The organism is Streptomyces sp. NBRC 110035 (assembly GCF_000829695.1).
Lineage (GTDB): Bacteria > Actinomycetota > Actinomycetes > Streptomycetales > Streptomycetaceae > Streptomyces.
The window spans coordinates 51,604-75,320 of the sequence record NZ_BBNN01000036.1; the positions used below are offsets into that span (position 1 = coordinate 51,604).

The 23,717-nt window shown below is 73.7% G+C and carries 20 protein-coding genes and 2 pseudogenes; 8 read left to right on the forward strand and 14 right to left on the reverse strand.

Annotated features, from left to right (window positions below):
- Positions 1-155: 155 nt before the first annotated feature.
- The 5 genes from TU30_RS24695 to TU30_RS24715 all read right to left on the reverse strand — a co-directional run bounded on the left by TU30_RS24695 (position 156) and on the right by TU30_RS24715 (position 4,187).
- Positions 156-359, reverse strand: a complete 204-nt coding sequence (locus tag TU30_RS24695) for a hypothetical protein (protein ID WP_042173731.1) — start codon at positions 357-359, stop codon at positions 156-158.
- A 113-nt stretch (positions 360-472) separates the two neighbouring features.
- The gene (locus tag TU30_RS24700) at positions 473-952 is read right to left on the reverse strand and encodes an NUDIX domain-containing protein (RefSeq protein ID WP_042173733.1); all 480 of its coding nucleotides are present in this window, start codon (positions 950-952) and stop codon (positions 473-475) included.
- 75 nt (positions 953-1,027) lie between these two features.
- Positions 1,028-2,632: an apolipoprotein N-acyltransferase gene (gene lnt / locus TU30_RS24705; RefSeq protein WP_042173735.1), complete on the reverse strand. Its 1,605-nt coding sequence runs from the start codon at positions 2,630-2,632 to the stop codon at positions 1,028-1,030.
- Positions 2,633-2,755: 123 nt separating this feature from the next.
- Positions 2,756-3,301, reverse strand: coding sequence for a hypothetical protein (locus TU30_RS24710; RefSeq protein ID WP_042173738.1), 546 nt, complete (start codon positions 3,299-3,301; stop codon positions 2,756-2,758).
- 100 nt (positions 3,302-3,401) lie between these two features.
- The gene (locus TU30_RS24715; RefSeq protein ID WP_199816894.1) at positions 3,402-4,187 is read right to left on the reverse strand and encodes a glutamate racemase; all 786 of its coding nucleotides are present in this window, start codon (positions 4,185-4,187) and stop codon (positions 3,402-3,404) included.
- A gap of 102 nt (positions 4,188-4,289) precedes the next feature.
- Here TU30_RS24715 and TU30_RS35610 point away from each other — a divergent pair.
- A pseudogene (locus TU30_RS35610) lies at positions 4,290-4,433 on the forward strand (glycosyl transferase family 2); the annotation flags it as partial.
- Positions 4,434-4,518: 85 nt separating this feature from the next.
- On the opposite strand, the gene TU30_RS24720 reads toward TU30_RS35610, so the two are convergent.
- Entirely contained in the window at positions 4,519-5,811 is a 1,293-nt protein-coding gene (locus TU30_RS24720; protein ID WP_042173740.1) for a TerD family protein, read from the reverse strand.
- A 291-nt stretch (positions 5,812-6,102) separates the two neighbouring features.
- Between TU30_RS24720 and TU30_RS24725 the strand changes: the two genes are divergently transcribed.
- From TU30_RS24725 to TU30_RS24735, 3 genes are all read left to right on the forward strand, one after another.
- Positions 6,103-6,534: a DUF6643 family protein gene (locus tag TU30_RS24725; protein ID WP_042173864.1), complete on the forward strand. Its 432-nt coding sequence runs from the start codon at positions 6,103-6,105 to the stop codon at positions 6,532-6,534.
- 122 nt (positions 6,535-6,656) lie between these two features.
- Positions 6,657-7,481, forward strand: coding sequence for an MOSC domain-containing protein (locus tag TU30_RS24730; protein ID WP_042173742.1), 825 nt, complete (start codon positions 6,657-6,659; stop codon positions 7,479-7,481).
- Positions 7,482-7,916: 435 nt separating this feature from the next.
- Positions 7,917-10,352, forward strand: a complete 2,436-nt coding sequence (locus tag TU30_RS24735; RefSeq protein ID WP_042173745.1) for a right-handed parallel beta-helix repeat-containing protein — start codon at positions 7,917-7,919, stop codon at positions 10,350-10,352.
- Positions 10,353-10,435: 83 nt separating this feature from the next.
- Here TU30_RS24735 and TU30_RS24740 read toward each other — a convergent pair whose 3' ends face one another.
- Positions 10,436-12,814: a membrane protein gene (locus tag TU30_RS24740; protein ID WP_042173747.1), complete on the reverse strand. Its 2,379-nt coding sequence runs from the start codon at positions 12,812-12,814 to the stop codon at positions 10,436-10,438.
- 293 nt (positions 12,815-13,107) lie between these two features.
- On the opposite strand from TU30_RS24740, the gene TU30_RS24745 reads away from it, so the two are divergent.
- Positions 13,108-13,947, forward strand: coding sequence for a DeoR/GlpR family DNA-binding transcription regulator (locus TU30_RS24745; protein WP_042173749.1), 840 nt, complete (start codon positions 13,108-13,110; stop codon positions 13,945-13,947).
- 79 nt (positions 13,948-14,026) lie between these two features.
- Here the strand turns inward: TU30_RS24745 and TU30_RS24750 are convergent, their stop codons facing one another.
- Positions 14,027-15,178, reverse strand: coding sequence for a PLP-dependent cysteine synthase family protein (locus TU30_RS24750; protein WP_042173752.1), 1,152 nt, complete (start codon positions 15,176-15,178; stop codon positions 14,027-14,029).
- Between the two features lie 351 nt (positions 15,179-15,529).
- Between TU30_RS24750 and TU30_RS24755 the strand changes: the two genes are divergently transcribed.
- Positions 15,530-15,853, forward strand: a complete 324-nt coding sequence (locus TU30_RS24755; protein WP_042173754.1) for a hypothetical protein — start codon at positions 15,530-15,532, stop codon at positions 15,851-15,853.
- Positions 15,854-16,048: 195 nt separating this feature from the next.
- The gene (locus TU30_RS24760) at positions 16,049-16,603 is read left to right on the forward strand and encodes an ATP-binding protein (protein WP_176726122.1); all 555 of its coding nucleotides are present in this window, start codon (positions 16,049-16,051) and stop codon (positions 16,601-16,603) included.
- A gap of 423 nt (positions 16,604-17,026) precedes the next feature.
- Here the strand turns inward: TU30_RS24760 and TU30_RS24765 are convergent.
- The 4 genes and pseudogenes from TU30_RS24765 to TU30_RS24780 form a co-directional block, all read right to left on the reverse strand.
- Positions 17,027-17,447: pseudogene (locus tag TU30_RS24765) on the reverse strand (pyridoxamine 5'-phosphate oxidase family protein).
- Positions 17,448-17,581: 134 nt separating this feature from the next.
- Positions 17,582-18,469 carry an NAD(P)-dependent oxidoreductase gene (locus tag TU30_RS24770; protein WP_042173866.1) on the reverse strand — a complete coding sequence of 296 codons (888 nt, stop codon included), beginning with the start codon at positions 18,467-18,469 and terminating at the stop codon, positions 17,582-17,584.
- A 177-nt stretch (positions 18,470-18,646) separates the two neighbouring features.
- On the reverse strand, positions 18,647-19,885 hold the full coding sequence (locus tag TU30_RS24775) for an ROK family protein (RefSeq protein WP_042173758.1): 1,239 nt from the start codon (positions 19,883-19,885) through the stop codon (positions 18,647-18,649).
- A gap of 35 nt (positions 19,886-19,920) precedes the next feature.
- On the reverse strand, positions 19,921-20,571 hold the full coding sequence (locus TU30_RS24780; RefSeq protein WP_042173868.1) for an alpha-ketoglutarate-dependent dioxygenase AlkB: 651 nt from the start codon (positions 20,569-20,571) through the stop codon (positions 19,921-19,923).
- Between the two features lie 88 nt (positions 20,572-20,659).
- Here TU30_RS24780 and TU30_RS24785 point away from each other — a divergent pair, with 88 nt between their 5' ends.
- The gene (locus tag TU30_RS24785; RefSeq protein WP_042173759.1) at positions 20,660-21,802 is read left to right on the forward strand and encodes a methyltransferase; all 1,143 of its coding nucleotides are present in this window, start codon (positions 20,660-20,662) and stop codon (positions 21,800-21,802) included.
- Positions 21,803-21,891: 89 nt separating this feature from the next.
- Here TU30_RS24785 and TU30_RS24790 read toward each other — a convergent pair whose 3' ends face one another.
- Both TU30_RS24790 and TU30_RS24795 read right to left on the reverse strand, forming a co-directional pair.
- A complete protein-coding gene (locus TU30_RS24790; RefSeq protein WP_042173760.1) occupies positions 21,892-22,746 on the reverse strand; it encodes a class II fructose-bisphosphate aldolase in 855 nt (284 codons plus the stop codon).
- Positions 22,747-22,769: 23 nt separating this feature from the next.
- Positions 22,770-23,651, reverse strand: a complete 882-nt coding sequence (locus TU30_RS24795; protein WP_042173762.1) for an SIS domain-containing protein — start codon at positions 23,649-23,651, stop codon at positions 22,770-22,772.
- Positions 23,652-23,717: the final 66 nt, after the last annotated feature.

Consider the following 23,717-nt stretch of genomic DNA (forward strand, 5'->3'; position numbering starts at 1 on the left):
ACTCCTCGCAGCCCGGCCCGTCACCGACTGCGAGCGGCGGGCGACTGGCGTGAGCGTGGCCCACCAGGTCGAGCGTGGGCGTCGGCACCGCGGGCAGCCACCGGACTTCCGCCGAACGGGGCACGGCGCGTGGGCGTCCTGACAGGACCGTGGCGTCAGGCGTGGGGGGTTCGGGGCGTGGGCGGACGATGCGGAAAGAACAGCGCCGAGACCAGGTTGCAGGCCGGCGCCCGGCGGGGACTCCGGCCGCTGTGCACCAGGATGCCGAAGTCCCCCAGCTTCTGCGGCACCTCGTGCGCCGCGGCCACCAGCCATGTCACCGGGCCCGGCCGGACGTCGACCACGGACGCGCCGCCCACCGCCAGGCCACCGCTCAGGTTGTGCGCCCCGTCGGCACCGGGGCGTGGGGCGCGGTCATGTCCTGACCCTGGGCAGCGCCCCTGCTCCGCCCCGTGTGGTGGTGCCCCACAGTTCAGCCGGAAGCAGTGGGGTCGAACCATGTGGGTGCGTCAGCCATGGCTTGCTTGATCCGGAACCGCCCGAACTCGTTCAGCTCCGGCAGCGCGTCCACGTCGAACCAGGCGACGTCCAGCGATTCGTCGTCGTTGACGCGGGCCTCGCCGCCGACGGCACGGCAGCGGAAGGTGATGTCCATGTACTGGCAGATGTCGCCGTTGTCGTACGTCACCGGCTCCAGTGCCTGGACCATCACGACCCGCTCGACGACGCAGCGCACCGCGGTCTCCTCCTCGACCTCGCGCACCGCGCAGGCCGCGGGCTGCTCCCCCGGATCGGGGATGCCGCCGATCACCGACCACTTACCGGTGTCGGAGCGGCGGTTCAGCAGCACTCTGCCCTCGTCGTCGAAGACGAGGGCGGTGACCCCGGGAAGCCAGAGCAACTGGTGACCGGCCAGGACGCGCAGGGTGCTGATGAAGTCAGGAGTAGCCATGCCCCAGACCCTAACGGGCAGGGCGGGCCGCTCCACGACGCTTCAGGAGGCGCGCGCCGGACGCACGACGGCGCGTCACCGGCGCACCCGCCCGCGCACACCGGTGGCGACGGCCCACCCCAGGCCGCCCGCGGCGACCAGGACGAGGACGGTCTCGGGGAGGACGCCGAGGCGGGTGGCGGGCGTCAGCGAGGAGCGCAGCGGCACCTCCTGCACCAGGGAGTCGGCGACGAACATGCCGGTCCTTTGGCTGACCTTCCCGTCCGGCATGATGATCGCGCTGACGCCGCTGGTCACCGGAACGGTGACGGTGCGGCTGTGCTCGACGGCGCGGACCCTGGACATGGCGAGCTGCTGGTGGGTCATCTCGCTGCGGCCGAAGGTGGCGTTGTTGCTGGGTACGGAGATCAGCCGTGCGCCCTCGGTGACCGTGTCGCGCACCGCCCAGTCGAAGGCCGCCTCGTAGCAGGTGACGAGTCCGACGCCGGTGCCGGCCATGGTGAACACGCCCGGTTCGGTGCCCCGGCTGAAGTCCTGGCGGACCATCGACGTCCACTCGTCGTTGATCGCCCCGACCAGGGAACGCAGCGGGAGGTACTCGCCGAAGGGCTGGATCTGCCGCTTGTCGTAGATGTCCACGGGGCCCTTGTCCGGGTCCCAGAGAACCTGCTCGTTGAGCAGCTTGCCGTCCTTGCCCACCACGGCGCCGACCGAGACCGGGGCGCCGATCGCCTGCGCCGCACGGTCGATGACGGCACGCGCGTCGGCGTTGGCGAAGGGGTCGATGTCGGAGGAGTTCTCCGGCCACAGCACGATGTCGGGCCGCTCGGCCTCGCCCGCGTCGACGGCGGCGGCCAGACGCTCCGTCTCGCGCGCGTGGTAGTCGAGGACGGCCCGCCGCTGGGTGTTGAAGTCGAGCCCCAGACGCGGCACGTTGCCCTGGACGACCGCGACGGTCGCCGTGCCGTCCTCGGCCGTGTCGCTCACCAGTGGACGGGCGGCGACCGCGGCCACGAGGGGCGCCGCCACGCTCAGCGCGCCGACGGCCGCCGCGACGCGGCGCACGGTTGTGGTACGGCGGGCGTCCAGGACCACGCGCACGATCTCGTACAGGCCGAAGCCGCACAGGACGACCGCGAAGCCGAGCACGGGGGTACCACCCAGCGCGGCGAGCGGCAGGAACACGCCGTCCGCCTGCCCGAACGCGATCTTGCCCCAGGGAAACCCGCTGAACGGCACACGCGCGCGTGCCGCTTCCCCGGCGGTCCAGAGCGCGGCGGCCCACACCGGCGACCCGGGCAGCTTCGAGACCGCGGCGGCACCGGCGCCGACCAGTGCGACGAAGACCGCCTCGATCACGGCGAGGGCGATCCACGGGCCCGGCCCGACCTCCACACCGGTCCACACCAGCAGCGGCAGCAGGAAGCCCAGGCCGAAGAGGTAGCCGATGCCGAGCCCCGCCTTCCAGCTCCGCCCGCGCAGCAGCCCGCCGAAGACGGCGAAGGCGGGCAGCGCCAGCCACCACAGGGTGCGCGGCGGGAAGCTGACGTAGAGGAGCAGCCCGGAGAGTGCTGCCGCTGCGAACGGAACGAGGCGCACGAGCCGCCGGCGCCACGCACCGGGCGCGGTCTGCGGGGGCATCGGGTCCGACTCGCCGACGGAGGTTGCGGTGACGGTCACTCCGCGAGTCTACGGCGACCGGCCCGGGCCCCGGCCGTGCCGCCTCCGGTGCACCGGGGCGGCCGACGGACACTCCCGTGGGCGGGGCCCGGCTCGCACCGTGACCGTCCCCGGCACGGTGGCTCAGCCCGCCGGGTCCGGCCGGTGCGGGTGGAGACGGTCACGGATGGCGCTCACCGCCGCCTCCGCGTCGTCCACGGTGATCGTGAAGGTGTGTCCGTCCCACAGGCTCAGGGCGATGCCCTCGCCACGGCGCACGACGACCGCGGTGCCCTTCTCGGGCCGCCAGCGGTAGCCCCAGCCGCCCCAGTGCCGCGGTGTGACGTGCGGGACTAACTCGGCTCCGGCGACGTGCGACAGCGGGATGCGGCGGCGCGGCACTCCGATGTGGCCGCAGCGCACCTCCACGTTCTCCTCGTCGACACGCAGCGCGACGTGCACGAAGGCGAGGGTGCCGAACAGGACCAGCAGTCCGGCCGCGATGCACCCGACGACGGCCATGGCCAGCGGCACGGTGCCGTTCGACCAGGCCGGGTCGACGGCGAGCACGATGCCGAGCGCCGTGCAGGCGGCACCGATCAGCGCCGGCAGCCACTGCATCCGGTTGGTCGCGCGACCGGTCCAGACGTAGGGGGAAGGGGTGTGGACGCCACGGGGCTGGTCCCTCATGCCCTCGAGGTTACTCACGTCTCGCTCCCCGGGCACCGCGTCGCCCGGCGTCACTGCGCCGACCGGGCGGGGGTGGAGCCGAGGTGTCGGGTGGCCGGGGTCACACCGCGGGGGTGACCTGCTGGAGCAGCCTGCCTTCCGCGTAGATGAGGGCGGGCCGGGGCAACGTGCCCTCGCGTCCGCTCAGCAGCACGGTGAGGGTGCCGGTCGCCGGGGTCCCGGGGGCGGGCCGCTCGCCGAGGCGGCGCATGGCCTGGGCGGCGACCGCTCCGGCGGAGCCGTGCAGGACGAGCGGCGGCAGGCCGGGGCGCTGCACCGCGGCCCGGATGCGTTCGGCGACCAGTTCGTAGTGGGTGCAGCCCAGGACGACGGTCGTCACCTCGTCCGGGGTGAGTTCGGCGGCGGCGGCGACGGCGGCGGCGATCGCGCTCTCGTCCGCGCGTTCCACGGCCTCCGCGAGCCCCCAGCACGGCACCTCGGTGACGTCGACGCCGCCGGCGAATTCCCGGATCAGGTTTCGCTGGTACGGGCTGCCGGTCGTGGCGGGGGTCGCCCAGATCGCCAGCGGTCCGCCGCCGGCCGCGGCCGGCTTGATCGCCGGAACCGTGCCGACGACGGGCAGGACCGGTTCGAGGCGGGCACGCAGGGCGGTGAGCGCGTGCACGGTCGCGGTGTTGCAGCCGACGATCAGGGCGTCGGGCCGGCGCGCGGCGGCCGCCTCGGCGACGGCGAGGGCGCGGGCGGTGAGGTCCTGAGGGGTCCTGGGCCCCCAGGGCATGCCGTCGGGGTCGAGGGAGAGGACGAGATCGGCGTCGGGGCGGAGGCGCCGTACCGCTGCGGTGGCCGCCAGCAGGCCGATTCCGGAGTCCATGAGCGCGATCTTCACCCGGTCACGATAGACGATGGACCGTGTCCGGCCGCTCGTCCGGGGCAGACTGCGCACGTGAGCGCCCTTGCCTGGACCGCCGCCGTGTCCCTCGCCGCCTGGCTGTGGCTGCTGCCGTTCACCGCGTTCCTGTATTTGCTGATGACGGTCGACTCGGCGGTACGGCACCACCGCGGGCGGGGCGGGGCCCGGAAGGGCCGCACCTACCCGCGTCCGGGCGCCGTGCCCGGCCCCGACGAGGGCTGAACCGGGGCCTGTGAGGCGTCAGGGGGCAGGACGTCTTCTGCCCGGTCGGGGGTCCCGTGCCGCCGGAGCCGCTGCCGGCCGGGGATCACTTGCGGCCGGGAGTCCAGTTCATGCCCCAGCCGTAGACGCGGTCGACGGTGCGCTGCGGACTGACGCCCCGCTCGGGCACCAGGTAGCGGGCCTCGCGCTGGACGACGAGGTCGCCGCCGGTGTTGGTGATGAGGGCGAGGGCGCACACCGTCGAGGGAACGGTGCACTCGTCGAGCGAGAAGTCGACCGCAGCGCCGTGCTGCGGCTGGAGGGTGACCGTGGCGTGCAGGTCGGCGAAGGAGCGGGCGCCCTCGTAGATGGTGACGAAGACGAGGATGCGGCGGAAGTACTGCTTGTGGTCGAGACTGACGGTGAGGTTCTCGCCGGAGTCCACGGCGCCGGTGCGGTCGTCGCCGTCGAGGTGGATGAAGGGGGGCCGCTGCAGTGCCCCGTACGCGTTGCCGAGGGCCTGGACGACTCCCTTGCTGCCGTCGCTGAGTTCGAACAGGGCGCACAGGTCGAGGTCGAGGTCGGAGTGCGTGGCGACCGGACGGCCCAGCTTGCCCGCCCAGCCGGAGAACTGTTTGCGCACCTGCCAGTTGAGGTTCACCCGCAGGGCGCCCGAGGTTCCGCCCTGTTTGGTCAGCGAGACGGAGGGGGCGGCCTTGGTGAGTGTCACCTTGGTGAGCCGCACCGGCGACGCGGCCGGGGGCGCGGCCGACGGGGGCGGGCCGGCCGGCCGGGGCGGCGGGGCGGTGACCGGGGGCTCCGGGGCCGGGGGCGGCGGGGCGACCGCCGGGGAGGCGGGGGAGGCGGGAGCGGCACGCTGCGGCTCGTCGACGGTGATGCCGTAGTCGGTGGCCAGGCCCTCGAGTCCGCTGCTGTAGCCCTGTCCGACGGCGCGGAACTTCCAGGCGCCCTGGCGGCGGTAGAACTCGCCGAGCACGAAGGCGCTCTCGCTGGTGGCACCCGTGCTGTCGAAGCGGGCGGCGACGGCCCCCTGCGCGGCGTCCTTGACTTCGATGTACAGGCCCGGGATCCGGTCGAAGGTGCCACTGTCGCAGGAGGCCGCGAGGAGCACCGTCTCGATGCCGGGCTCCACCCGCGCGAGGTCGACGAGGACGGTGTCGGTGACCTGCCCTCCGGCGTTCCGCTTGCCCTCGTGCCGGACGGCTCCGGAGGAGTGGACGGGCTGGTTGCAGAAGACGAAGTCGCTGTCGGAGCGGACCTTGCCGCCGGCCAGCAGGAGCGCGGAGGCGTCCGCGTCGGGTACTCCGGGGCCGGTGCGCCACCCCAGTTCCACGCGGAGTGCCGTGGTCGGCACCGGCGTGTTCGACCCCTTCGACATTGACATGTCCGCCTCCATCGCATGTCACCTCGCCGGGCGGCACCCGGCATGCGTCGTACTCCGTCCGCACAACCTCATACCCGCGCACGGGAACTCCCACGGGGCATGCGCGGAGAGGTCGATCACCGCAGGTAACCCCACCGGAACTCGGCTTTTACCAGACAGCCATCCGAACATACAGCCGTTTCATCCAAGTTCGCCCGGATTAGCTATCCCAGGGCACGTCGGGCACGGAAAACAACCCTCTTATCGGTCTCCCCAACCAGCACATCGTGGGCTTAACTTATGGCCATGACCTCCCCCCGCTCCACTTATGGCGGCGGCTACTACTCCGCCTCCTTCCCGGACACTCCGATCTACGACTCGCTCGTGGCCGAGCGGGGCACCCCGCAGATCGCCCCGATCCGGGTCCCCTCCGCCTATGACGCGCCGGGCAGTCACCTGCCCGCGCTTCCCTCGGCGTTGCCCGCGCTCCCGGCGGCCCCTTCCCAGCCCGCCTACGGGTACCCGCAGGCGCAGCAGCCGGCGCCGCTCCAGCAGGCGTACTCGCCGTACATCCCGCAGCAGGCCACCGCGCCGCGCGGCTACCCCGGCCCCCAGCCGCAGCAGCCGCGTCCCGCCGCTCCCGGCTCGGGCTACGAGGCGATGCGCCCCGCGGCCCCGCGCCCGGTGCCGACGCCGTACCAGGACCCGTACAACAACCAGCAGTACCGCGGGTACTGAGCGGTGTCCGGTGCTCGCCGAGCACTGGACACCGAGCCGTTCCGGACGATGAGCCCCGGATCCTGAACCGTCCCGCGGGCCGCCGCCCCGAAGTCGTCGTCACCGGCTGGCACGATGACCCCATGGGGAACATGCTGCTGCACTCGCTTCACATCCATCCGGTCAAGGCCTTCCGGAGCCTGCCTCTCCCGGAGGTCGTCGTGGAGCCCTGGGGACCGGCCGGAGACCGGCGCTGGATGCTGATCGACGACGGGGGAAGGGTCGTCACACAACGCACGCACCCGTGCCTCGCGCTGGCCGCTGCCGAGCCGCTGCCCGGCGGCGGTCTGCGGCTGTCCGCACCCGGCAGGGCCCCGGTGACGGTGGCTGTGCCGGCAGGCCCCGCCGAGCGGGTGGAGATCTTCCGCGACAGGATCCACGTGGTGCCGGCCGAGGACGACGCCGTGCACGCCTGGTGCAGCGCCTTCCTCGGCTCCGAGGTGCGTCTGGTGCACCTGGACGACCCCGCCACGCGCCGGCCGGTGGACCCGAGGTTCGCACTGCCGGGCGAAACGGTCAGCCTCGCCGACGGCTATCCCCTGCTGCTCACCACGACCGCGTCCCTCGACGCCCTCAACGCCCTGGTCGCCGAGGGCGATCACGCGGGCGAAGGGCCCCTGCCCATGAACCGCTTCCGGCCGAACCTGGTGGTCGAGGGCACCACCGCCTGGGCCGAGGACACCTGGTCGCGCATCACGGTCGGCGAGGTCGCCTTCCGCGTCGCCAAGCCCAGCGGACGGTGTGTGGTGACGACCACCGACCAGCGCACCGCCGGGCGCGGCCGGGAACCCCTGCACTCGCTCGGCAGACACCGCCGGTTCGGCGGCAAGCTGGTGTTCGGGCAGAACCTGGTGCCCCTCGCGCCCGGCACGGTCCGGGTCGGCGATCCGGTCACGGTCCTCGCCTGACACACGTCCGGACGCCGCGATGCCGTGCAGGGCCTGGGCGTGCGCGGGAACCGCGTCCCGGGCCCGCCCGTCGGCCTTTCCGGGAGGTCGGCGGGAGGGCCCGGGGTGACGTCGGGGCGACCTCCCTCTCCCTGCCGGCGGAACCCCCGGGGGAACGGCCCCGTCGGGGGTACCACGGGATGGTCACGGAGGGAGAAAGGGGGTGCGCCGGTGCGGGCGGTCGGCGAACTCCGGCTCCGGCGCCCGGTCCGCCGCCGGTACGCGGTCCTGGACCGGGCAGGGGGCAAAGCGGGCCCCGACCGGGGCCCGACCGGCGCCGGAAGCCGACGGTCTTCCGCCTCTGGTCAATCCGGCGGCCGTGCGCACGCTACGGTGGTCCGGCCGAAGGAATCGACGACAAACCCGCGTACAACGAGGTGGGGGCACAGCTACGCCATGGCACAGGGCACGGTCCAGGTGACGCACACCGGCACATCGCGGTGGCGGCGCCGCACAGGTGAGTACGCGTCGCTCGCCGCCGCCCTGGAGGCCGCGGCCGAAGGCGACGTCCTCACCGTCGCTCCCGGCACCTACCGGGAGAACCTCGTCGTGGAGCGGGCGGTGACCCTTCGCGGTCCCGAGGGCTCGTCCGGATCGGTGCGCATCGCGCCCCTGGACGGGGTTCCGCTGACCGTACGCGCTTCGGCGGTGGTCCAGGACCTGCACGTGGAGGGGCAGGACGCGGCGGCGCCCGCCCTGCTGGTCGAGGACGGCACCCCGGAGCTGCGGGACATACGGGTGGTCACCCGGTCCGCGGCCGGCATCGAGGTGCGCGGCAGTGCCCGGCCGACGGTCCGCCGCTGCACGGTCGACAATCCGGCGGGCATCGGCATAGCCGTGCTCGACGGCGGGGGCGGAGTGTTCGAGGAGTGCGAGGTGGTCGCGGCGGGGCAGGCGGGCATCGCGGTGCGCGGGGGCGCCCGGCCCCGCCTCGAACGCTGCCGTGTGCACCATGCCGCGGGCTCGGGCCTGACCGCGACCGGGGACGACTCGGCGCTCGAGGCGGTGGGCTGCGAGGTCTACGAGGTGCGGGGCAGCGGTGTCCAGGTCACCGGCCGGGCGACCGCGCACCTCACCGACTGCGATGTGCACCGCACCACCGGCGACGGGGTCACGCTGGACACCGACGCGGTGCTGACGCTGGCCGACTGCCGCATTCACGACATCCCGGAGAACGCGGTCGACCTGCGGTCCCGCTCCGTGCTCACCATGACCCGCACCACCGTGCGGCAGTTCGGCCGCAACGGCCTGTCGGTGTGGGACCCGGGCACCCGCGTGGACGCCAACCAGTGCGAGATCTTCGACAGCACCGGCGACTATCCGGCGGTGTGGGTGAGCGACGGCGCCACCGTCGTCCTGGACTCGTGCCGGGTGCACGACGTGCCGGACGCCCTGTTCGTCCTCGACCGCGGTTCGCGCGCGGACGTGGTCGACAGCGACCTGTCGCAGGTGCGCAACACCGCCGTGTCGGTGAGCGACGGCGCCACCGCCCAGCTCGACGACTGCCGGATCCGGGAGGCGGCCACGGGAGCCTGGTTCCGGGACCACGGCAGCGGCGGCACCCTCAGCAACTGCACCCTGGACGGGATGCAGACCGGCGTGATCGTCACCAAGGGCGCCGACCCGACCGTCGAGCGCTGCACCATCGCCTCTCCGGCGGAGGCCGGTGTCTACGTCTCGGCCGGCGGCCGGGGCAGCTTCCTCAACTGCCGGGTCACGGGCAGCGGCGGCTACGGCTTCCACGTGATAGACGGCAGCCGGACGACGCTGCGCAAGTGCCGCACGGAACGTTGCGCGCGCAGCGGGTACGAGTTCGCCGAGAGCGGCGCGGCCTCCGGTGCGGGAGGTCCGCTGGTGGAGGACTGCACCAGCGACGAGAGCGGCAGCCTCACACCGCCGGCGGCACCGGAGCCGGTCGTGCAGACCACCGGCCACTCCCCCGGCCTGCTCGGCGCCCTGCCCGGGCAGCCGGCCGAGCGGACGCCGCCCGGGCCGGTCACCGGGCCGGAGGAGAAGGAGACGCGTCCGTCGGGCACCGTACTCGGCGAACTCGACGCGCTGGTGGGCCTGGAGAGCGTCAAGCGGGAGGTACGGGCCCTCACCGACATGATCGAGGTGGGCCGGCGTCGGCAGCAGGCGGGGCTGAAGGCCGCGTCCGTCAAGCGCCACCTGGTCTTCACGGGTTCCCCGGGTACCGGCAAGACCACGGTCGCGCGGCTGTACGGCGAGATCCTCGCCTCCCTCGACGTACTGGAGAAGGGGCACCTGGTCGAGGTCTCGCGCGTCGATCTGGTGGGCGAGCACATCGGATCCACGGCGATCCGTACCCAGGAGGCGTTCGAGAAGGCGCGCGGCGGCGTGCTGTTCATCGACGAGGCGTACGCACTCTCCCCCGAGGACTCCGGGCGTGACTTCGGCAAGGAGGCCATCGACACGCTCGTGAAGCTGATGGAGGATCACCGGGACGCGGTCGTGGTGATCGTCGCGGGGTACACCGCCGAGATGGAGCGGTTCCTGTCTGTCAACCCGGGTGTGGCGTCCCGTTTCTCACGGACCATCACCTTCGGCGACTACGGGGCCGGGGAGCTGTTGCGGATCGTGGAGCAGCAGGCCGAGGAGCACGAGTACCGGCTGGCGCCGGGTGCCTCGGAGGGCCTGCTGAAGTACTTCACGGAGATCCCCAAGGGCCCCGCCTTCGGCAACGGCCGTACCGCGCGGCAGACGTTCGAGGCGATGGTGGAGCGGCACGCGAGCCGGGTCGCCCAGCTGCCGGAGCCGAGCACGGACGACCTGACCCTGCTCTACGCCGACGATCTGCCCGAGCTGTCCTGACCCAGGGCCTGTCGCGCCCGGCATCCGGGGCTTTCGCACCAGGCCCTGGCCGAGGCGCGGGCGCGTTCCGGCTCCCTGGTCCCTCACCCGGCGGGGGCCCCTGAGCCGGTGCGGGCGCCGTCGCCGGGTTCCTGGGGGTGCCGCGGTGCGGGGACGTCCGGCCGCAGCCGGGCGAGCAGCTGTCGGCGTTCCTCCGAGAAGGCCGGGTCCGCCTGGTAGTCGGAGTGGCCGAGGATCGGCTCGGGCAGCGGGTGGCTCTCGGTGCGGCCGTACGCCAGCGGGTCCTTGAGCGGGGAGCGGTCCACCTCGGGGCCACGGCCGCCGGGCAGCCGCACCGGGCCGCCGATGGGATCGGTGCGGCGGTGGAGGTTGCGCCAGCAGTCGACCTCCTGGTGCAGTGCGCCGAGCGCGTCCGTTCCGAAATGGGCGGGGAACCAGCGGCCGTACAGCCGCTCCAGCGGGGACCCGTAGGTGAGCAGGGCGACGCGCCCCCGGGCGGACGGGGTGAGCTGCCAGGCCGCGGCGGCGGCGAGGACGCTGCCCTGGGAGTGGCCGGAGAGCACCAGACGTCCGCCGGTGGCCCGCGTCCAGGTCTCGATCCGCCAGGTCAGGTCGGGCACCGCGCGTTCGGCATAGCAGGGCGGGGCGAAGGGGTGGGCGGCGCGCGGCCAGAAGGTGCCGACGTCCCACAGGATGCCGATCGTGCGCCGCGCGGAGGAGTCCTTGTAGGCGCGCCGGCCCCAGGTGACGAACAGTATGAAGCCGAGTCCGATCAGCCAGGAGCCCAGCGCCTGCGCCGTCTCGGCGGCACCGTGGACGACGGCGTAGGTTCCCTGGGCGGCCTCGCCGGGCGTGCGGCCGGTGGTCAGGGAGCCGGCGAGGGCGCCCGCGCCCAGCAGCAGGGTCGCGGCGGAGGTGACGGCGACGATGCGGGGCCCCCGGTCGGTGAGGGAGGCCATGGCCCGGGCGTTGGCGATCCGCCGGGTGCGGGCGGGGTCGCCGGTCTCGTCCGGGAACTCGCGTGCCACGGCGGCGCGCTCGTCGCGGGCGATGTGCCAGGCCCGCCGGGCCAGCCAGCAGCAGAGCCCGAGGATCAGGACGAGCAGCGGCGGGATCACGGACGCCTGCCAGGTCAGGACCACCGGCGGCCCCGGGATCGACGCCCCGGTGCCGTCCAGCCAGTCGGCGACGCGCTGGGCCACGCCGCCGGACATCACGCCGCCCAGCGCACAGGCCAGCATCGCGACGGCCGGCCCGGCCAGGCCCCGCATGGCGGCGCGCCGGTCGGGGGCGCCGCGGTGCAGGGTGTGGGCGACGCCGGCGAGGACGATCACGAGCAGGCCCTGGGCAAGGGTGATCGCGCCGAAGGCCGTGTCGCCGGGCAGCCGGCCGGCCGATTCCCAGCCGGGGCGGCGCCATCCGGCGTACAGAAGGGTGAGGGCGAGCAGGAGGAGCGCGGTGAGGGGCAGCAGACGCAGCAGGCGTGCGTCGAGGGCGTCGTCCAGGCGGCGGTCGGTACGGCCGCGGCGGCAGACCACCCACACCACGACGGCCGCGGCGGCGAGCAGGGACGCCTGCAGGAGCGGGCCGAGGACGGCCAGGGCCTCGGATCCGCCCGGTGCGCGGTCGTGCCGGGCGGCCGCGGGGGCGAGGGCGAGGGCGACGGTGAGCAGTCCGGCGGCGGTGTGCGCGGCGCGCAGTCGGGCGACCAGGCGCCGGCCGTACCAGAAACCGGGCCGGCCCAGCGCGACGGGGCCGTCGTCCTCGGGCGCGGTCTCGTGGGTCATCGGCTGCTGGGACTCGTACGCGCTCCAGGTGCGCAGGGACAGGTACCACAGCAGCCCGGTCAGGGCGGCGGGTACCAGGGCGGCGAGGGCGAGCCGGCGTCCCGGCCCGCTCCACCAGCCGCCGTCCGAGGCCTCGGGCGAGAGGAAGCCGAGCCAGGAGTGCCGGTCGGCGCACGCCCGTGTACCCGCGCACTGCCAGGCCGCCAGGTCGAGGGCGACCTCGCACGCCGCCGCGACGAGCAGCACCGTCAGGCTCAGCCCGGCGAGCCGCACCAGTAGTCCGTACAGCCGGGTGAGGCGCCTGCGGCCGCGGGCCGTCGGGCGCATCCAGTGGGCGAGGTTGACCACCATGAAGGGCAGCAGTAACAGCCACAGGGCGCGGGTGCCGTTCCCGGAGGTGAGGTTGCACCAGACGTAGGCCTCGGGGACCGGTTCCTCCCGGTGGCCGGCGGGTCCGTGCTCCGCCCGGACGTCGTCGGCGCGCCGGAACACGGCGGCGACGTCGTCGCCGGTGATCCGCACGGTACGCGGATCGTTCAGCATGTCCTTCGGAGTGGCGCCGCCCACCCCGTGGACCAGGAGTTCCAGGGCGGCTCCCGAGTCCTTCGGCCGCTCGGCGGGGCCGTCCACGATCTCGCCCCGCTCGGCGGGTGTGCCTTCCTGCGCACGTTCCACTGCTTCGCACTTCCCCCCGGTGACGCGTCGTCGGATCCGTCCGTGCGGGCAACAGGATCTCCTCATCCTGAGCGGCTGACACCCCTCCTCACGGAATTTTCCCGAGCCGGGTGACGAACGGGCGACCCGCGGGAGAGCAATGGCATGTGCGCGACGAATCACCGGGTGCGCCCCCCCTTGCCCCGGCATGCGAGGATGGGACGCCGGCGCACCGGCGGCGGGCGGAACGTACCCGTCGGACCGGGTGCGCGGGGCGTGTCGGACGGCTTGGCGGCGAAAGGACCGGAGCGTACGTGAGCGAGAATCAGAACCTCCTCGCGGAGCAGCGGCGCGCCCTGATCCTCGACGAGGTCCGGCGCCGCGGCGGAGTCCGGGTCAACGAACTGACCCGCAAGCTCGGCGTGTCGGACATGACGGTCCGTCGCGATCTCGACGCCCTCGCCCGTCAGGGCGTGCTGGAGAAGGTGCACGGCGGCGCGGTCCCGCTGGTCGAGGCCAGCACCCATGAGCCCGGCTTCGAGGCCAAGTCCGGTCTGGAGCTGAGCGCGAAGGACGACATCGCGCGGGCGGCGGCCGAACTGGTCTCCCCGGGCGCGGCGATCGCCCTCTCGGGCGGTACGACGACGTACGCGCTGGCGAATCAGCTGCTGGACGTGCCCGACCTCACCGTGGTCACCAACTCGGTGCGGGTGGCGGACGTCTTCCACGCGGCGCAGCGCACCTCGGGCCCCCGTCAGGGCGCGGCCACGGTCGTTCTGACCGGCGGTGTGCGTACGCCGTCCGACTCGCTGGTGGGGCCGGTGGCCGACCAGGCGATCGCGGTGCTCCACTTCGATCTGCTGTTCCTCGGCGTGCACGGGATATCGGTCGAGGCCGGGCTGTCGACTCCGAATCTCGCCGAGGCCGAGACGAACCGGCGTCTGGTGCAGTCGGCGCGGCGGGTGGTCGTGGTCGCCGACCACACCAAGTGGGGTACGGTGGGCTTGAGTTCGTTCGCCTCCCTGGACCAGGTGGACACACTGGTCACGGACTTCGGACTGCCGGCCGAGGCCCGCGGTGAGATCTCCGAGCACCTGCCGCGGCTGGTCGTGGCGGGCGAGCCCGAGGAGCCGGCGGACCCCTCGGACGCCTGACCCGCCTCCGGCGCTCGGGCGGGGTCACGCGACCGTGGGCAAAGGCGCGGCGGCCGTCGGTCCGGACGGGCTCCCGCGGTCAGTCCGGCCAGGCTCCCGTCCGCAGCAGCGTCTCGATCGTCGCCGTGTGCGGGGCGATGTCCAGGCCCTGATCGGCCAGCCAGGTGTCCGAGTAGTACTTGTCGAGGTAGCGGTCCCCCGGGTCGCACAGCAGCGTCACCACACTCCCCTGCCGGCCCTCTGCCACCATCTCCGCGACGATCTTCAGCGCGCTCCACAGTCCCGTACCGGTGGAGCCGCCCGCCTTGCGGCCGATCGCCTGCTCGAGAGCCCGTACGGCGGCGACGGCGGCCGCGTCGGGGACCTTCATCATCCGGTCGATCGCGCCGGGCACGAAGCTCGGTTCCATCCGGGGCCGGCCGATGCCCTCGATACGGGAGCCGCGGTCGCAGGTGACGTCCGGATCGCCGGTGGTCCAGCCTTCGAAGAAGCAGGAGTTCTCGGGGTCTGCGACGCAGATGCGGGTGTCGTACTGCATGTAGTGGACGTAGCGGGCGAGGGTCGCCGAGGTGCCGCCGGTGCCGGCCGTGGCGACGATCCAGGCGGGCTCCGGATGGGGTTCCAGCTTCAGCTGGCGGAAGGTGGATTCGGCGATGTTGTTGTTTCCCCGCCAGTCCGTGGCGCGTTCGGCGTAGGTGAACTGGTCCATGTAGTGGCCACCGGTCTCCGCCGCGAGGGCGGCCGACGCCTCGTACATGGTGCGCGGGTCGTCCACGAAGTGGCACCGGCCGCCGTGGAACTCGATCAGGCGGCACTTCTCGGCACTCGTCGTGCGCGGCATGACCGCGATGAAGGGCACCCCGATCAGCTTCGCGAAGTACGCCTCGGACACGGCGGTCGAACCGCTGGACGCCTCGATCACCGGGCGGCCCGGGCGGATCCAGCCATTGCACAGTCCGTAGAGGAAGAGCGAGCGGGCGAGCCGGTGCTTGAGGCTGCCGGTCGGGTGCGTCGACTCGTCCTTGAGGTAGAGGTGCACGCCCCACCGCTCGGGCAGCGGGAAGCGCAGCAGGTGGGTGTCGGCCGACCGGTTGGCGTCGGCCTGGACCCTGCGCACGGCTTCTTTCAGCCAGTCGCGGTAGCCGGAGTCGCTGTGGTCGGCGTCGAGAGTGAGACCGCCCGGGGGCCGCGGGGACGGCGGGGACGGCCGGGACGACGGGAAAGTGCTCACGACAAGGCTCCTCACGGGGGGACGCCGACGGCGTCCAGCGCGGCCGGCACACCGATCATAGGACCCTGAGCACCGCCCCTCACCTGCATAAACGCCCCTTTGAGCGGCTCAAAGGAAGCCCTGGGGGCCCGCCCGGGCGCCCCTCCCCGGCACCTGGCAGGGGGCGGGGGCGCATTCGCGCGAGTGCTTCGGGCGCCCCCGGGAAGAGGGACGCGCGTACTGGTGCTCGACGGCGGGGGCGGGCAGACTGCCCGCGGAGCAAGGTCCCGGACGGGGGGACACACTGGACCAGGACACGGGCCGGCCCGCGGAGCACGGTCCGGTACACCGACGCGCACGAGGGGGCAGGGCATGGCCGAGCCGGAGTTCACGGCCAGGGGCGTGCGGATCGGCAGACGGCTGCGGTCGCTCACCCGGGCCGGGCAGGTCCGGATCAGCGACGGCAGGCTCGAGCTGCTCACCAGCTACGGAAGCGAGATCGACAGCGCACCGGTGCAGGCCGTGCGCGCCTCCCGCCCCTGGTTCGCCCCGGGAGGCCGCGCCCTGGCCGACCTCAACGGCCATCGGTACCTGCTGACCCTGGGCGACCACGACCCGGCGCCGGGCGAGCCGGGGCCGCCCACGGCGCGCCGCTTCGTCGAAGCCGTACGCCGGGCATCGGGGCGCGGCGCCTGAGATGCCCGCGAGTTGCGCCGCCCCAGCCCCTGCGTCACGCTGTTCTCACGTCACTCTGGGTTTACCGGCGATAACGCTGCGAACCAGCCCGCCGGCCACGACAGCAGGCGGCCACGCCACGCAGGCATCCTGCTGGATCCGTACTCCGCGTTCTTCCGGACGCCCGTCCGGGCCTGACACCGGGGAGTCGCAGCTGTGATCACTCACCCAAGCAGACACTGCACGGTGGAGCTCCAGGCTCTGCCGCCAAGGATCGGCCAGGTCCGCAGAATCGTATCTGCACAATTGCGCTACTGGCATATGGACACCTTGATAGACCGGGCCTCGCTCGGTGTGACGGAGCTGTTGTCCAACGTCCACCGGCATGCCCAGCCCGACAAGACCTGCACGGTCGAGCTGGAGGTGCTGCTCGACCGGCTCAAGGTCTCGGTGCACGACCACGACCCGCGGTTGCCGGTCCTCGGGGACGCCGCTCCGCTCGCCACCTGTGGGCGCGGGCTCGCGATGGTGGCCGCGATGAGCGAGAACTGGGGCGCCCTGCCGGACAGCGAGTCCGGCAAGGTCGTGTGGTTCACGCTGCCGGCCCCCTCCGCGGCTCCCGTCGTGGACTGGGACCGGTATCCGAGGATCACCGCCCCCGAGCACGCCGCGCACCGGTTCGCGGACGTCACGCTCGTCGAGCACGCCGAGCACGCCGTCGAGAGCCACCGGCCCGAACCTGCTCCCGCCCGCTCCGCCGTTGCCGGCTGACCGGGCGGTGACCTCCTTCCGTACGGAAGGCCTCGCTCGGGGGCGTGCCGCGCCGCCCTTGCCGCGCCGGCCGGACGCCTCGTCCGGTACGCACAGCCGACGCCCGTACCCGTCCTCGTCGATCGCGGCGGAGGCGGAGCGGTGAGCGAACACCTCGAGGGGCGGGGCGTCCGTCACCGCGGGCCCGCCGTCACCGGAGTGCGCCAAGGCTGCGTGCTCGTTCAGCTCCCCGGCCGGGGGGGAGCCGGCTTTCTGCCGTCGTACGGCCGGTGGCGCCGTGCGTACCCCCGCGGGAGTGCGCGGCGCTGCGACGACTGCTCCCGGCCGGCACTGCCGTGGGCGGCGCCGGGGCGGAACCGGCTTTCCCCCAGGGGGCATTGGCGGCCCCGGGAGGTGAACCCGTTCCGCTCCGGGGGCCGGGGCTCAGGTGGACGGCTGGTCGCTGTCCTCCATCGCGCCCCAGCCTCGCCGGCGTTCGACCTCGATCCAGGCGCTGACCCGCGGCCGCACCCGGTCCGGGTACGGATTGCCGGTGCAGTGCCGTGAGAGGCGGTCGACGTCGGCCAGGCCCTCGTCGTCCTTCAGTTCGACGACGCGGCCGATGAGGGTGACGTGGGTGCACCAGTCGTCATCGGCGAGCACGGTGAGGGTGACCCGCGGGTCGCGGCGCAGGTGCTTCAGACGGACCCGGCCCTCGTCGAGGCTGATCGGCGCACGGCCGTCCTCCCCCACGTACCAGGTAGGGGGAGACGGGTGCTCCGTCGGAACGGAGCGTGGCCATGACACATGGGGTGGGACGGCCCAGCAGGGCGTCGGCCCGGGGCGGCAGCGGAGGCTGGGACATGACGGACTCATCGAGGGGTCCGGTCTGCGGTCGGAGGGGCTGCGGACGGCTTCCCGGACGGCGCGCACGGGCGCCCGGGGAGGGGGAGTGAGGGTCTGCGGAGCCGGGAGCGCGGGCCGGCCCCGGTGGGGCACTCAGGCCGGCGGCCGGTCGAAACTGGCGTAGTAGGCGGCGGCCATGTCCTCGTCGCCGTGGCCCTGGGCGGCGGCGCGTTCCATGCGCTCGGCGCCGGCGGCGGCCACGTCCAGGCGTACGCCGTTGCGTTCGCCGGCCCGGACGATCAGCCGGGCGTCCTTGGCTGCGGTACTCACGGCGAACTGGGCCGGGGACAGCGGCCCGTCGAGGATCAGCCCCGCCTTGGCACGCAGGTAGCCCATGTCGAGCGGCCCGCCGTCGATGAGGCCGAAGAAGCCGCCGGGCTCGACGTCCAGTGCCCTGGCCAGGGCCAGGGTCTCCCCCACGGCCGAGGTGACCGCGAGGACCCAGCTGTTGGCCACCAGCTTGAGCCGGGTCGCGCTGCCGGCCGCACCGTCCTCCCCGGTCCACACGGTGCGGGCGCCGACGGCGTCGAACACCGGCGTCACCGTCTCCCGGCCCTCGGCCGGTCCGGCGGCGAGCACGGTCAGCTGTCCGGCCTCGGCGGGCTGACGGGTGCCCAGCACCGGGGCGTCGTAGAAGAGCAGGCCGTGCTCGTGCGCGAAGCCGGCCAGCTCGGCGACGCCTTCGAGGCCGGCGGTGGTGGACTGCGCCCAGACGGTGCCGCGCCGCAGCGCGGGTGCGGCCTGCCGCATGGTCTCCAGGGTGGCGGGACCGTCGTACAGCATGGTCAGGACGACATCGGTGGACTCGACCGCCTCTGCGGGGCTGCCGGCGACGTGCACGCCGTCGGCCGCGAGCGGGGCGGCCTTGGCACGGGTGCGGTTCCAGGCGCGGACGGGGTGGCCGGCACGGGCGAGGCTGCGTGCCATCGCCGCCCCCATGATGCCGGTTCCCAGGACGCTCACGGTGAGCTTGTCGGTCATGACCTCGGCCTTCTGTCGGTCGGTCCGGTCCGTACGGCACGGGTCCGCTCCCGGGACCCGTGTCTGCGGCCCGTCGGCACGGACCGTTCGTACCTCGTGGGTCATTGTGCGACGGTCCGCGCAGGGTGCGCCTGTCGGCCGGGCGTCCGCCGTACCGGCTGCCCTTACGCCGGCCGGTTACGCCAGGATCACCAGGGGGTCGTCCAGGACCGGCTGCCAGGCCAGCTCGGCTGCGCCGACCAGGCTGTTGTGGTCCAGGGCGCAGGCCAGGATCGGGACGCCGCCGCTGCGGCCCCACAGACTGCGGTCGGCGACGACGGCACGCAACCGGTCCGGGGCGGCGTCCAGAAGGGTGCCGTGCAGGCCACCGAGGATGATCCTGTCCGGATTGAGGATGTTCACCAGGCCGGCCAGGCCCAGCCCCAGGCGGTCGACGAGGGTGGCGACGGCGGAGCGGACGGCCGGGTCGTCGTCGTGCTCGCGGATCAGTGTGCCGGCCTGTTTCAGGAGGGACATCTCGGGGCCGGGTTCGCGGCCGGCCGCGGTGAGGAAGGCCAGCGGGTCCGCCTCGACGTCCAGGCAGCCCCGGCTGCCGCAGTGGCAGGGGCGGCCCCCGGGATTGACGGCGACGTGACCGACCTCGAGGGCGAGGCCGGAACTGCCGGTGTGCAAACGGCCGTCGAGCACCAGTGCGCCGCCGACGCCCCGGTGGCCGGTGGCCACGCACAGCAGGTCGCGCGCGCCGCGCCCGGCGCCGTGCCGGTGCTCGGCGAGGGCGGCGAGGTTGACGTCGTTCCCCGCGAAGGCGGGGCCGTCGAGGCCGGCGGCACGCACCTGCTCGGCGAAGATCTCCCGTACCGGGGCGCCCTCGGGCCAGGCCAGGTGCATCGGGTTGAGGGCCAGTCCCTCGGGTTCGGCCATCGCGGACGGCACGGCGAGCCCCGCTCCGACGCACCGGCGCCCGGTCTCCCGGAGCAGGCCGGCGCCGGCCGCGACGACGGAACCGAGCACCTTCGCCGGGTCGGCGTCGATGACCTCGCAGCCGGGGGCAGTGGCCACGATCCGGCCGCCGAGGCCCACCAGGGCGGCCCGGAAGCCGTCGGCGTGCACCTGCGCGGCCAGCGTCACCGGGCCGTCCTCGGCGACCGAGAGCCGGTGCGAGGGACGGCCCTGGGAGCCGGCCGCCGCGCCGGGCCGGGCGTCGACCCGGATCAGGCCGAGTGCCTCCAGTTCGGCGGCGACCGCACCTGCGGTCGCCCGCGTCACGCCCAGCTCCGCGGTGAGTACCGCGCGGGTCGGCGCACGTCCGGTGTGCACGAGCTCCAACGCGGGCCCGAGTGCACCGCGCCCCCGGTCCAGCCGCGTCCTCGAGGTGGTCCCTTCCCCCGCCGGCCGGGGGTCCGCCTTCCCGCTCATGAGGGCGAGTCTCCCATGATCGCGACCGCGTCCGGTTACCGGCCGCTGACCCGCAGTGTGATGTTCAGCCTCCCGGTGAGCCCCAACTCCGGTGGTGCCGTGCCCGCGTGCACGCGGGGGACGCCGTGGTACGCGAGCCGCGACTGCCCGCCGAAGACGAACAGGTCACCGCTGCGCAGCTCGACGTCCGTGTAGGGGCGGGCCCGGGTGCCGGGGTTGCCGAAGCGGAAGACACAGGTGTCGCCGAGGCTCAGCGACACCACGGGGGCGTCGCTCTCCTCGTCGCTGTCGCGGTGCATGCCCATGCGGGCGTCACCGTCGTAGAAGTTGACGAGCGCGATGTCGTACGCGGCTCCCGACGCCGCCCGGGTCCCCAGTGCGTCGGCCGCCGCACGGCGTCCGAGTTCGCCGAGGCGGGCGGGGAACGGCTTGACCGGGGCGCCGTCGCCGTCGACGACGGTGCGCGCGTAGCCGTACGGGTACCAGTGCCAGCCCAGGCACACCTGCCGGGCGGTCATCGTGCCGCCGCCGGGGGTGCGGACCGTACGCAGCCCGGCGGGCGGCCGGGCCCACGCGCGGCACGCGTCGAGCAGGGTGCGCTGTGTCCGGGCGTCCAGCCAGTGCGGCACGTGCACCGCTCCGGGCGCGACCTCGGCCCGGGTCCGGGGGAACAGTTCGCCGTCCATGGTTCCCATCGTGCCCGACGGCTCGTCTCCCGCCCGGCGCCCTCCGAGCTGCGGCTCGGCTAGCCTGGTCCACACGATGAACGACCGCATGACGACTGCGTGGGGCGCGCCGGTCCTGGCCCGCTTCCCCGAGGATCCCCGCGACAGGCTGCGCGCCTGGGACGCCTCCGACGAGTACCTGCTCGGGCATCTCGACCGGGAAGAGGTGCCACTGGCCGGCACGGTCGTGGTCGTCGGGGACCGGTGGGGGGCGCTCGTCACGGCGCTCGCCGCCCACCGGCCGACGCAGATCACCGACTCCTGGCTGGGACAGGAGGCGACCCGCGCGAACCTGGCACGCGCCGGGGTCGGGCCCGGTACGGTGCCGCTGCTCACCACGCAGGACCCACCGCCGGGCCGGATCGACGTGCTGCTGGTGCGGGTGCCCAAGAGCCTGGCGCTGCTGGAGGACCAGCTGCTGCGGCTGGCGCCCGCGGTGCACGAGGGCACGGTCGTCGTCGGCACCGGCATGGTGAAGGAGATCCACACCTCGACGCTGAACCTCTTCGAACGGATCATCGGCCCCACCCGGACCTCCCTCGCCGAGAAGAAGGCGCGGCTGATCTTCTGCACCCCGGACCCGGCGCTGGTCCGTCCCGCCGGTCCCTGGCCGTACAGCTACCGGCTGCCCGACGGTATCGGCGCGGCGTCCGGCCGGACCGTCGTCAACCACGCGGGGGTCTTCTGCGCGGACCGGCTCGACATCGGTACCCGGTTCTTCCTCCGGCATCTGCCCCAGCCGTCGTCGAAGCGGCCGGGGCTTCGGGTGGTGGACCTCGGGTGCGGCAACGGCGTCGTCGGTACGGCGGTGGCGCTGGCCGACCCGCGGGCCGAGCTGCTGTTCGTGGACGAGTCGTTCCAGGCGGTGGCGTCCGCGCAGGCGACCTACCGGGCCAACGGAGTACCCGGGCATGCCGAGTTCCGGGTCGGCGACGGCCTGACGGGTGTCCCGGACTCCAGTGTCGACCTGGTGCTGAACAATCCGCCGTTCCACTCCCACCAGGCGACAAGCGACGCCACCGCCTGGCGCATGTTCACCGGTGCCCGGCGCGCCCTGCGGCAGGGTGGTGAGCTGTGGGTGGTCGGCAACCGGCATCTGGGCTACCACGTGAAGCTGCGACGGTTGTTCGGGAACAGCGAAGTGGTGGCGAGCGACCGGAAGTTCGTCGTACTGAAGGCCGTGAAGCGGTAGGCCGCCCCCGTCCTCGGCCGTCGGCCCGGTGCCCGGACCTGAGCCCGGACCGGCCGGGAAGTTCCCGGTTGGTCCGGGCTCAGGGCGGTTCAGCGGGCGGTGAGCCTCCCGATGACGGCCGCCACCGCGCGGGTCATCGCCTCGCGGCCCGCGGTCAGGTAGCCGCGGGAGTCGACCGCTTCGGGGCGGTCGGCGAGGAAGCCGCGGACGGCGCCGGTCATGGCGATGTTCAGCGCCGTGCCGATGTTCACCTTGGCGATGCCCGATCCGACGGCGGCGGTGAGTTCGGCGTCCGGGAGACCCGAGGAGCCGTGCAGGACGAGGGGAACGTCCAGGGCGGCGGACAGGCGTCCGAGGAGGGCGTGGTCGAGGGCTGCGGTGCGGGTGGTCATCGCGTGCGTGGTGCCGACGGCGACGGCGAGCGCGTCCACGCCCGAGCCGGCGACGAAGGCGCGGGCCTGCTCGGGGTCGGTGCGGGCTCCGGGCGCGTGGGCGTCCAGCGGGGGCCTGCCGTCCTTGCCGCCGATCTCGCCCAGTTCGGCCTCGATCCACAGCCCCCGGGCGTGTGCCCAGTCGACGGCCGCCCTGGTCGCGGCGAGGTTCTCGGCGTACGGCAGCCGGGCCGCGTCGTACATGACGGAGCCGAAGCCGGCGTCCGGGGTCTGGTGCAACAGGGCGTCGCTCTGGACGTGGTCGAGGTGCAACGCGACGGGCACGGCGGCGCGTTCGGCGGCGGCGACGGCGGCACGGGCGAGCGGTAGCAGGCGGCCGCAGCGGAACTTCACCGCGTTCTCACTGACCTGGAGGACGACGGGGGCGCCTGCCGACTCGGCGCCGGCGATCACGGCTTCGACGTGTTCCAGCGTGATGACGTTGAACGAGGCGACGGCCGATCCGGCCGCGGCGGCGCGGCCGACGAGTTCGCCGGTGGTGGTGAGGGGCACGGCCTGTCCTTCGGGCGGGGGTGTCAGGAGTCGAGGACGACGGAGCGGGTGAGGTGGCGGGGGCGGTCGGGGTCGAGACCGCGGGCCGCCGCCACGGCGACCGCAAGGCGCTGGACGCGGACGAGTTCGGCCAGCGGGTCGAGGGTGCCCTGGATCCACAACCCGCCGGTGTCCCGGACCTGCTGGGCGAGGCCCTCCGGTGCGTCGCCCAGCATCCAGGTCGCGGTGGAGCGGGTGGTGACGCTGATGGGTCCGTGCCGGTACTCCATCGCCGGGTAGGCCTCGGTCCACGACAGTGCGGCCTCCCGCATCTTCAGCGCGGCCTCGCCGGCAAGACCCACGCTCCAGCCGCGCCCGAGGAAGGTGAACTGGGTGCGGTCCGCCAGCCCTTCGGGCAGCGGTTGGGCGAGGGCGGTGCGCGCGTCCTCGACGACCGTGTCTCCGTGCAGGCCGAGATGGGCGCGGAGCAGGGTGAGGGCCGTGGTGGCGAACCGGGTCTGCACGACGGAGCGTTCGTCCGCGTAGTCGAGCACGACGGCCTCGTCCGCCGATGTCGTCACGGGAGTGTCCGGGTCGGCGGTGAGCGCGGTGGTGCGGGTGCCGCCCTTCAACCGGTCGAGCAGCCCGAGGACTTCGGTGGTGGTGCCGGAACGGGTGAGGGCGACGACATGGCCGTAGGCCCGGCCGTGGGGGAACTCCGAGGCCGCGAAGGCGTCCGTCTCGCCCTGGCCCGAGCCCTCGCGCAGGGCCGCCACCGCCTGCGCCATGAAGTACGAGGTGCCGCAGCCGACGACCGCGACCCGCTCCCCCGGGGCGGGGAGCGCCCGGGCGTGCGCGGCCGCCTGGGCCGCGGCACGTGTCCAGCACTCGGGCTGACTCGTCAGCTCGTCCTCGACATACGTCATGACCGCCCCACCCCTGGCTCTCAGCGATTGACTTCATGCTTGTTCTTGCAAGATAGGGCTTGCTTT

What these genes read in the sequence shown, in the direction of transcription:
- TU30_RS24700 (WP_042173733.1), bottom strand. Translation starts at nt 952, where the DNA reads ATGGCTACTCCTGACTTCATCAGCACCCTGCGCGTCCTGGCCGGTCAC.
- TU30_RS24710 (WP_042173738.1), bottom strand. Translation starts at nt 3,301, where the DNA reads ATGAGGGACCAGCCCCGTGGCGTCCACACCCCTTCCCCCTACGTCTGG.
- TU30_RS24720 (WP_042173740.1), bottom strand. Translation starts at nt 5,811, where the DNA reads ATGTCGAAGGGGTCGAACACGCCGGTGCCGACCACGGCACTCCGCGTG.
- TU30_RS24725 (WP_042173864.1), top strand. Translation starts at nt 6,103, where the DNA reads ATGACCTCCCCCCGCTCCACTTATGGCGGCGGCTACTACTCCGCCTCC.
- TU30_RS24730 (WP_042173742.1), top strand. Translation starts at nt 6,657, where the DNA reads ATGGGGAACATGCTGCTGCACTCGCTTCACATCCATCCGGTCAAGGCC.
- TU30_RS24735 (WP_042173745.1), top strand. Translation starts at nt 7,917, where the DNA reads ATGGCACAGGGCACGGTCCAGGTGACGCACACCGGCACATCGCGGTGG.
- TU30_RS24755 (WP_042173754.1), top strand. Translation starts at nt 15,530, where the DNA reads ATGGCCGAGCCGGAGTTCACGGCCAGGGGCGTGCGGATCGGCAGACGG.
- TU30_RS24770 (WP_042173866.1), bottom strand. Translation starts at nt 18,469, where the DNA reads ATGACCGACAAGCTCACCGTGAGCGTCCTGGGAACCGGCATCATGGGG.
- TU30_RS24775 (WP_042173758.1), bottom strand. Translation starts at nt 19,885, where the DNA reads ATGAGCGGGAAGGCGGACCCCCGGCCGGCGGGGGAAGGGACCACCTCG.
- TU30_RS24780 (WP_042173868.1), bottom strand. Translation starts at nt 20,571, where the DNA reads ATGGACGGCGAACTGTTCCCCCGGACCCGGGCCGAGGTCGCGCCCGGA.
- TU30_RS24785 (WP_042173759.1), top strand. Translation starts at nt 20,660, where the DNA reads ATGACGACTGCGTGGGGCGCGCCGGTCCTGGCCCGCTTCCCCGAGGAT.
- TU30_RS24795 (WP_042173762.1), bottom strand. Translation starts at nt 23,651, where the DNA reads ATGACGTATGTCGAGGACGAGCTGACGAGTCAGCCCGAGTGCTGGACA.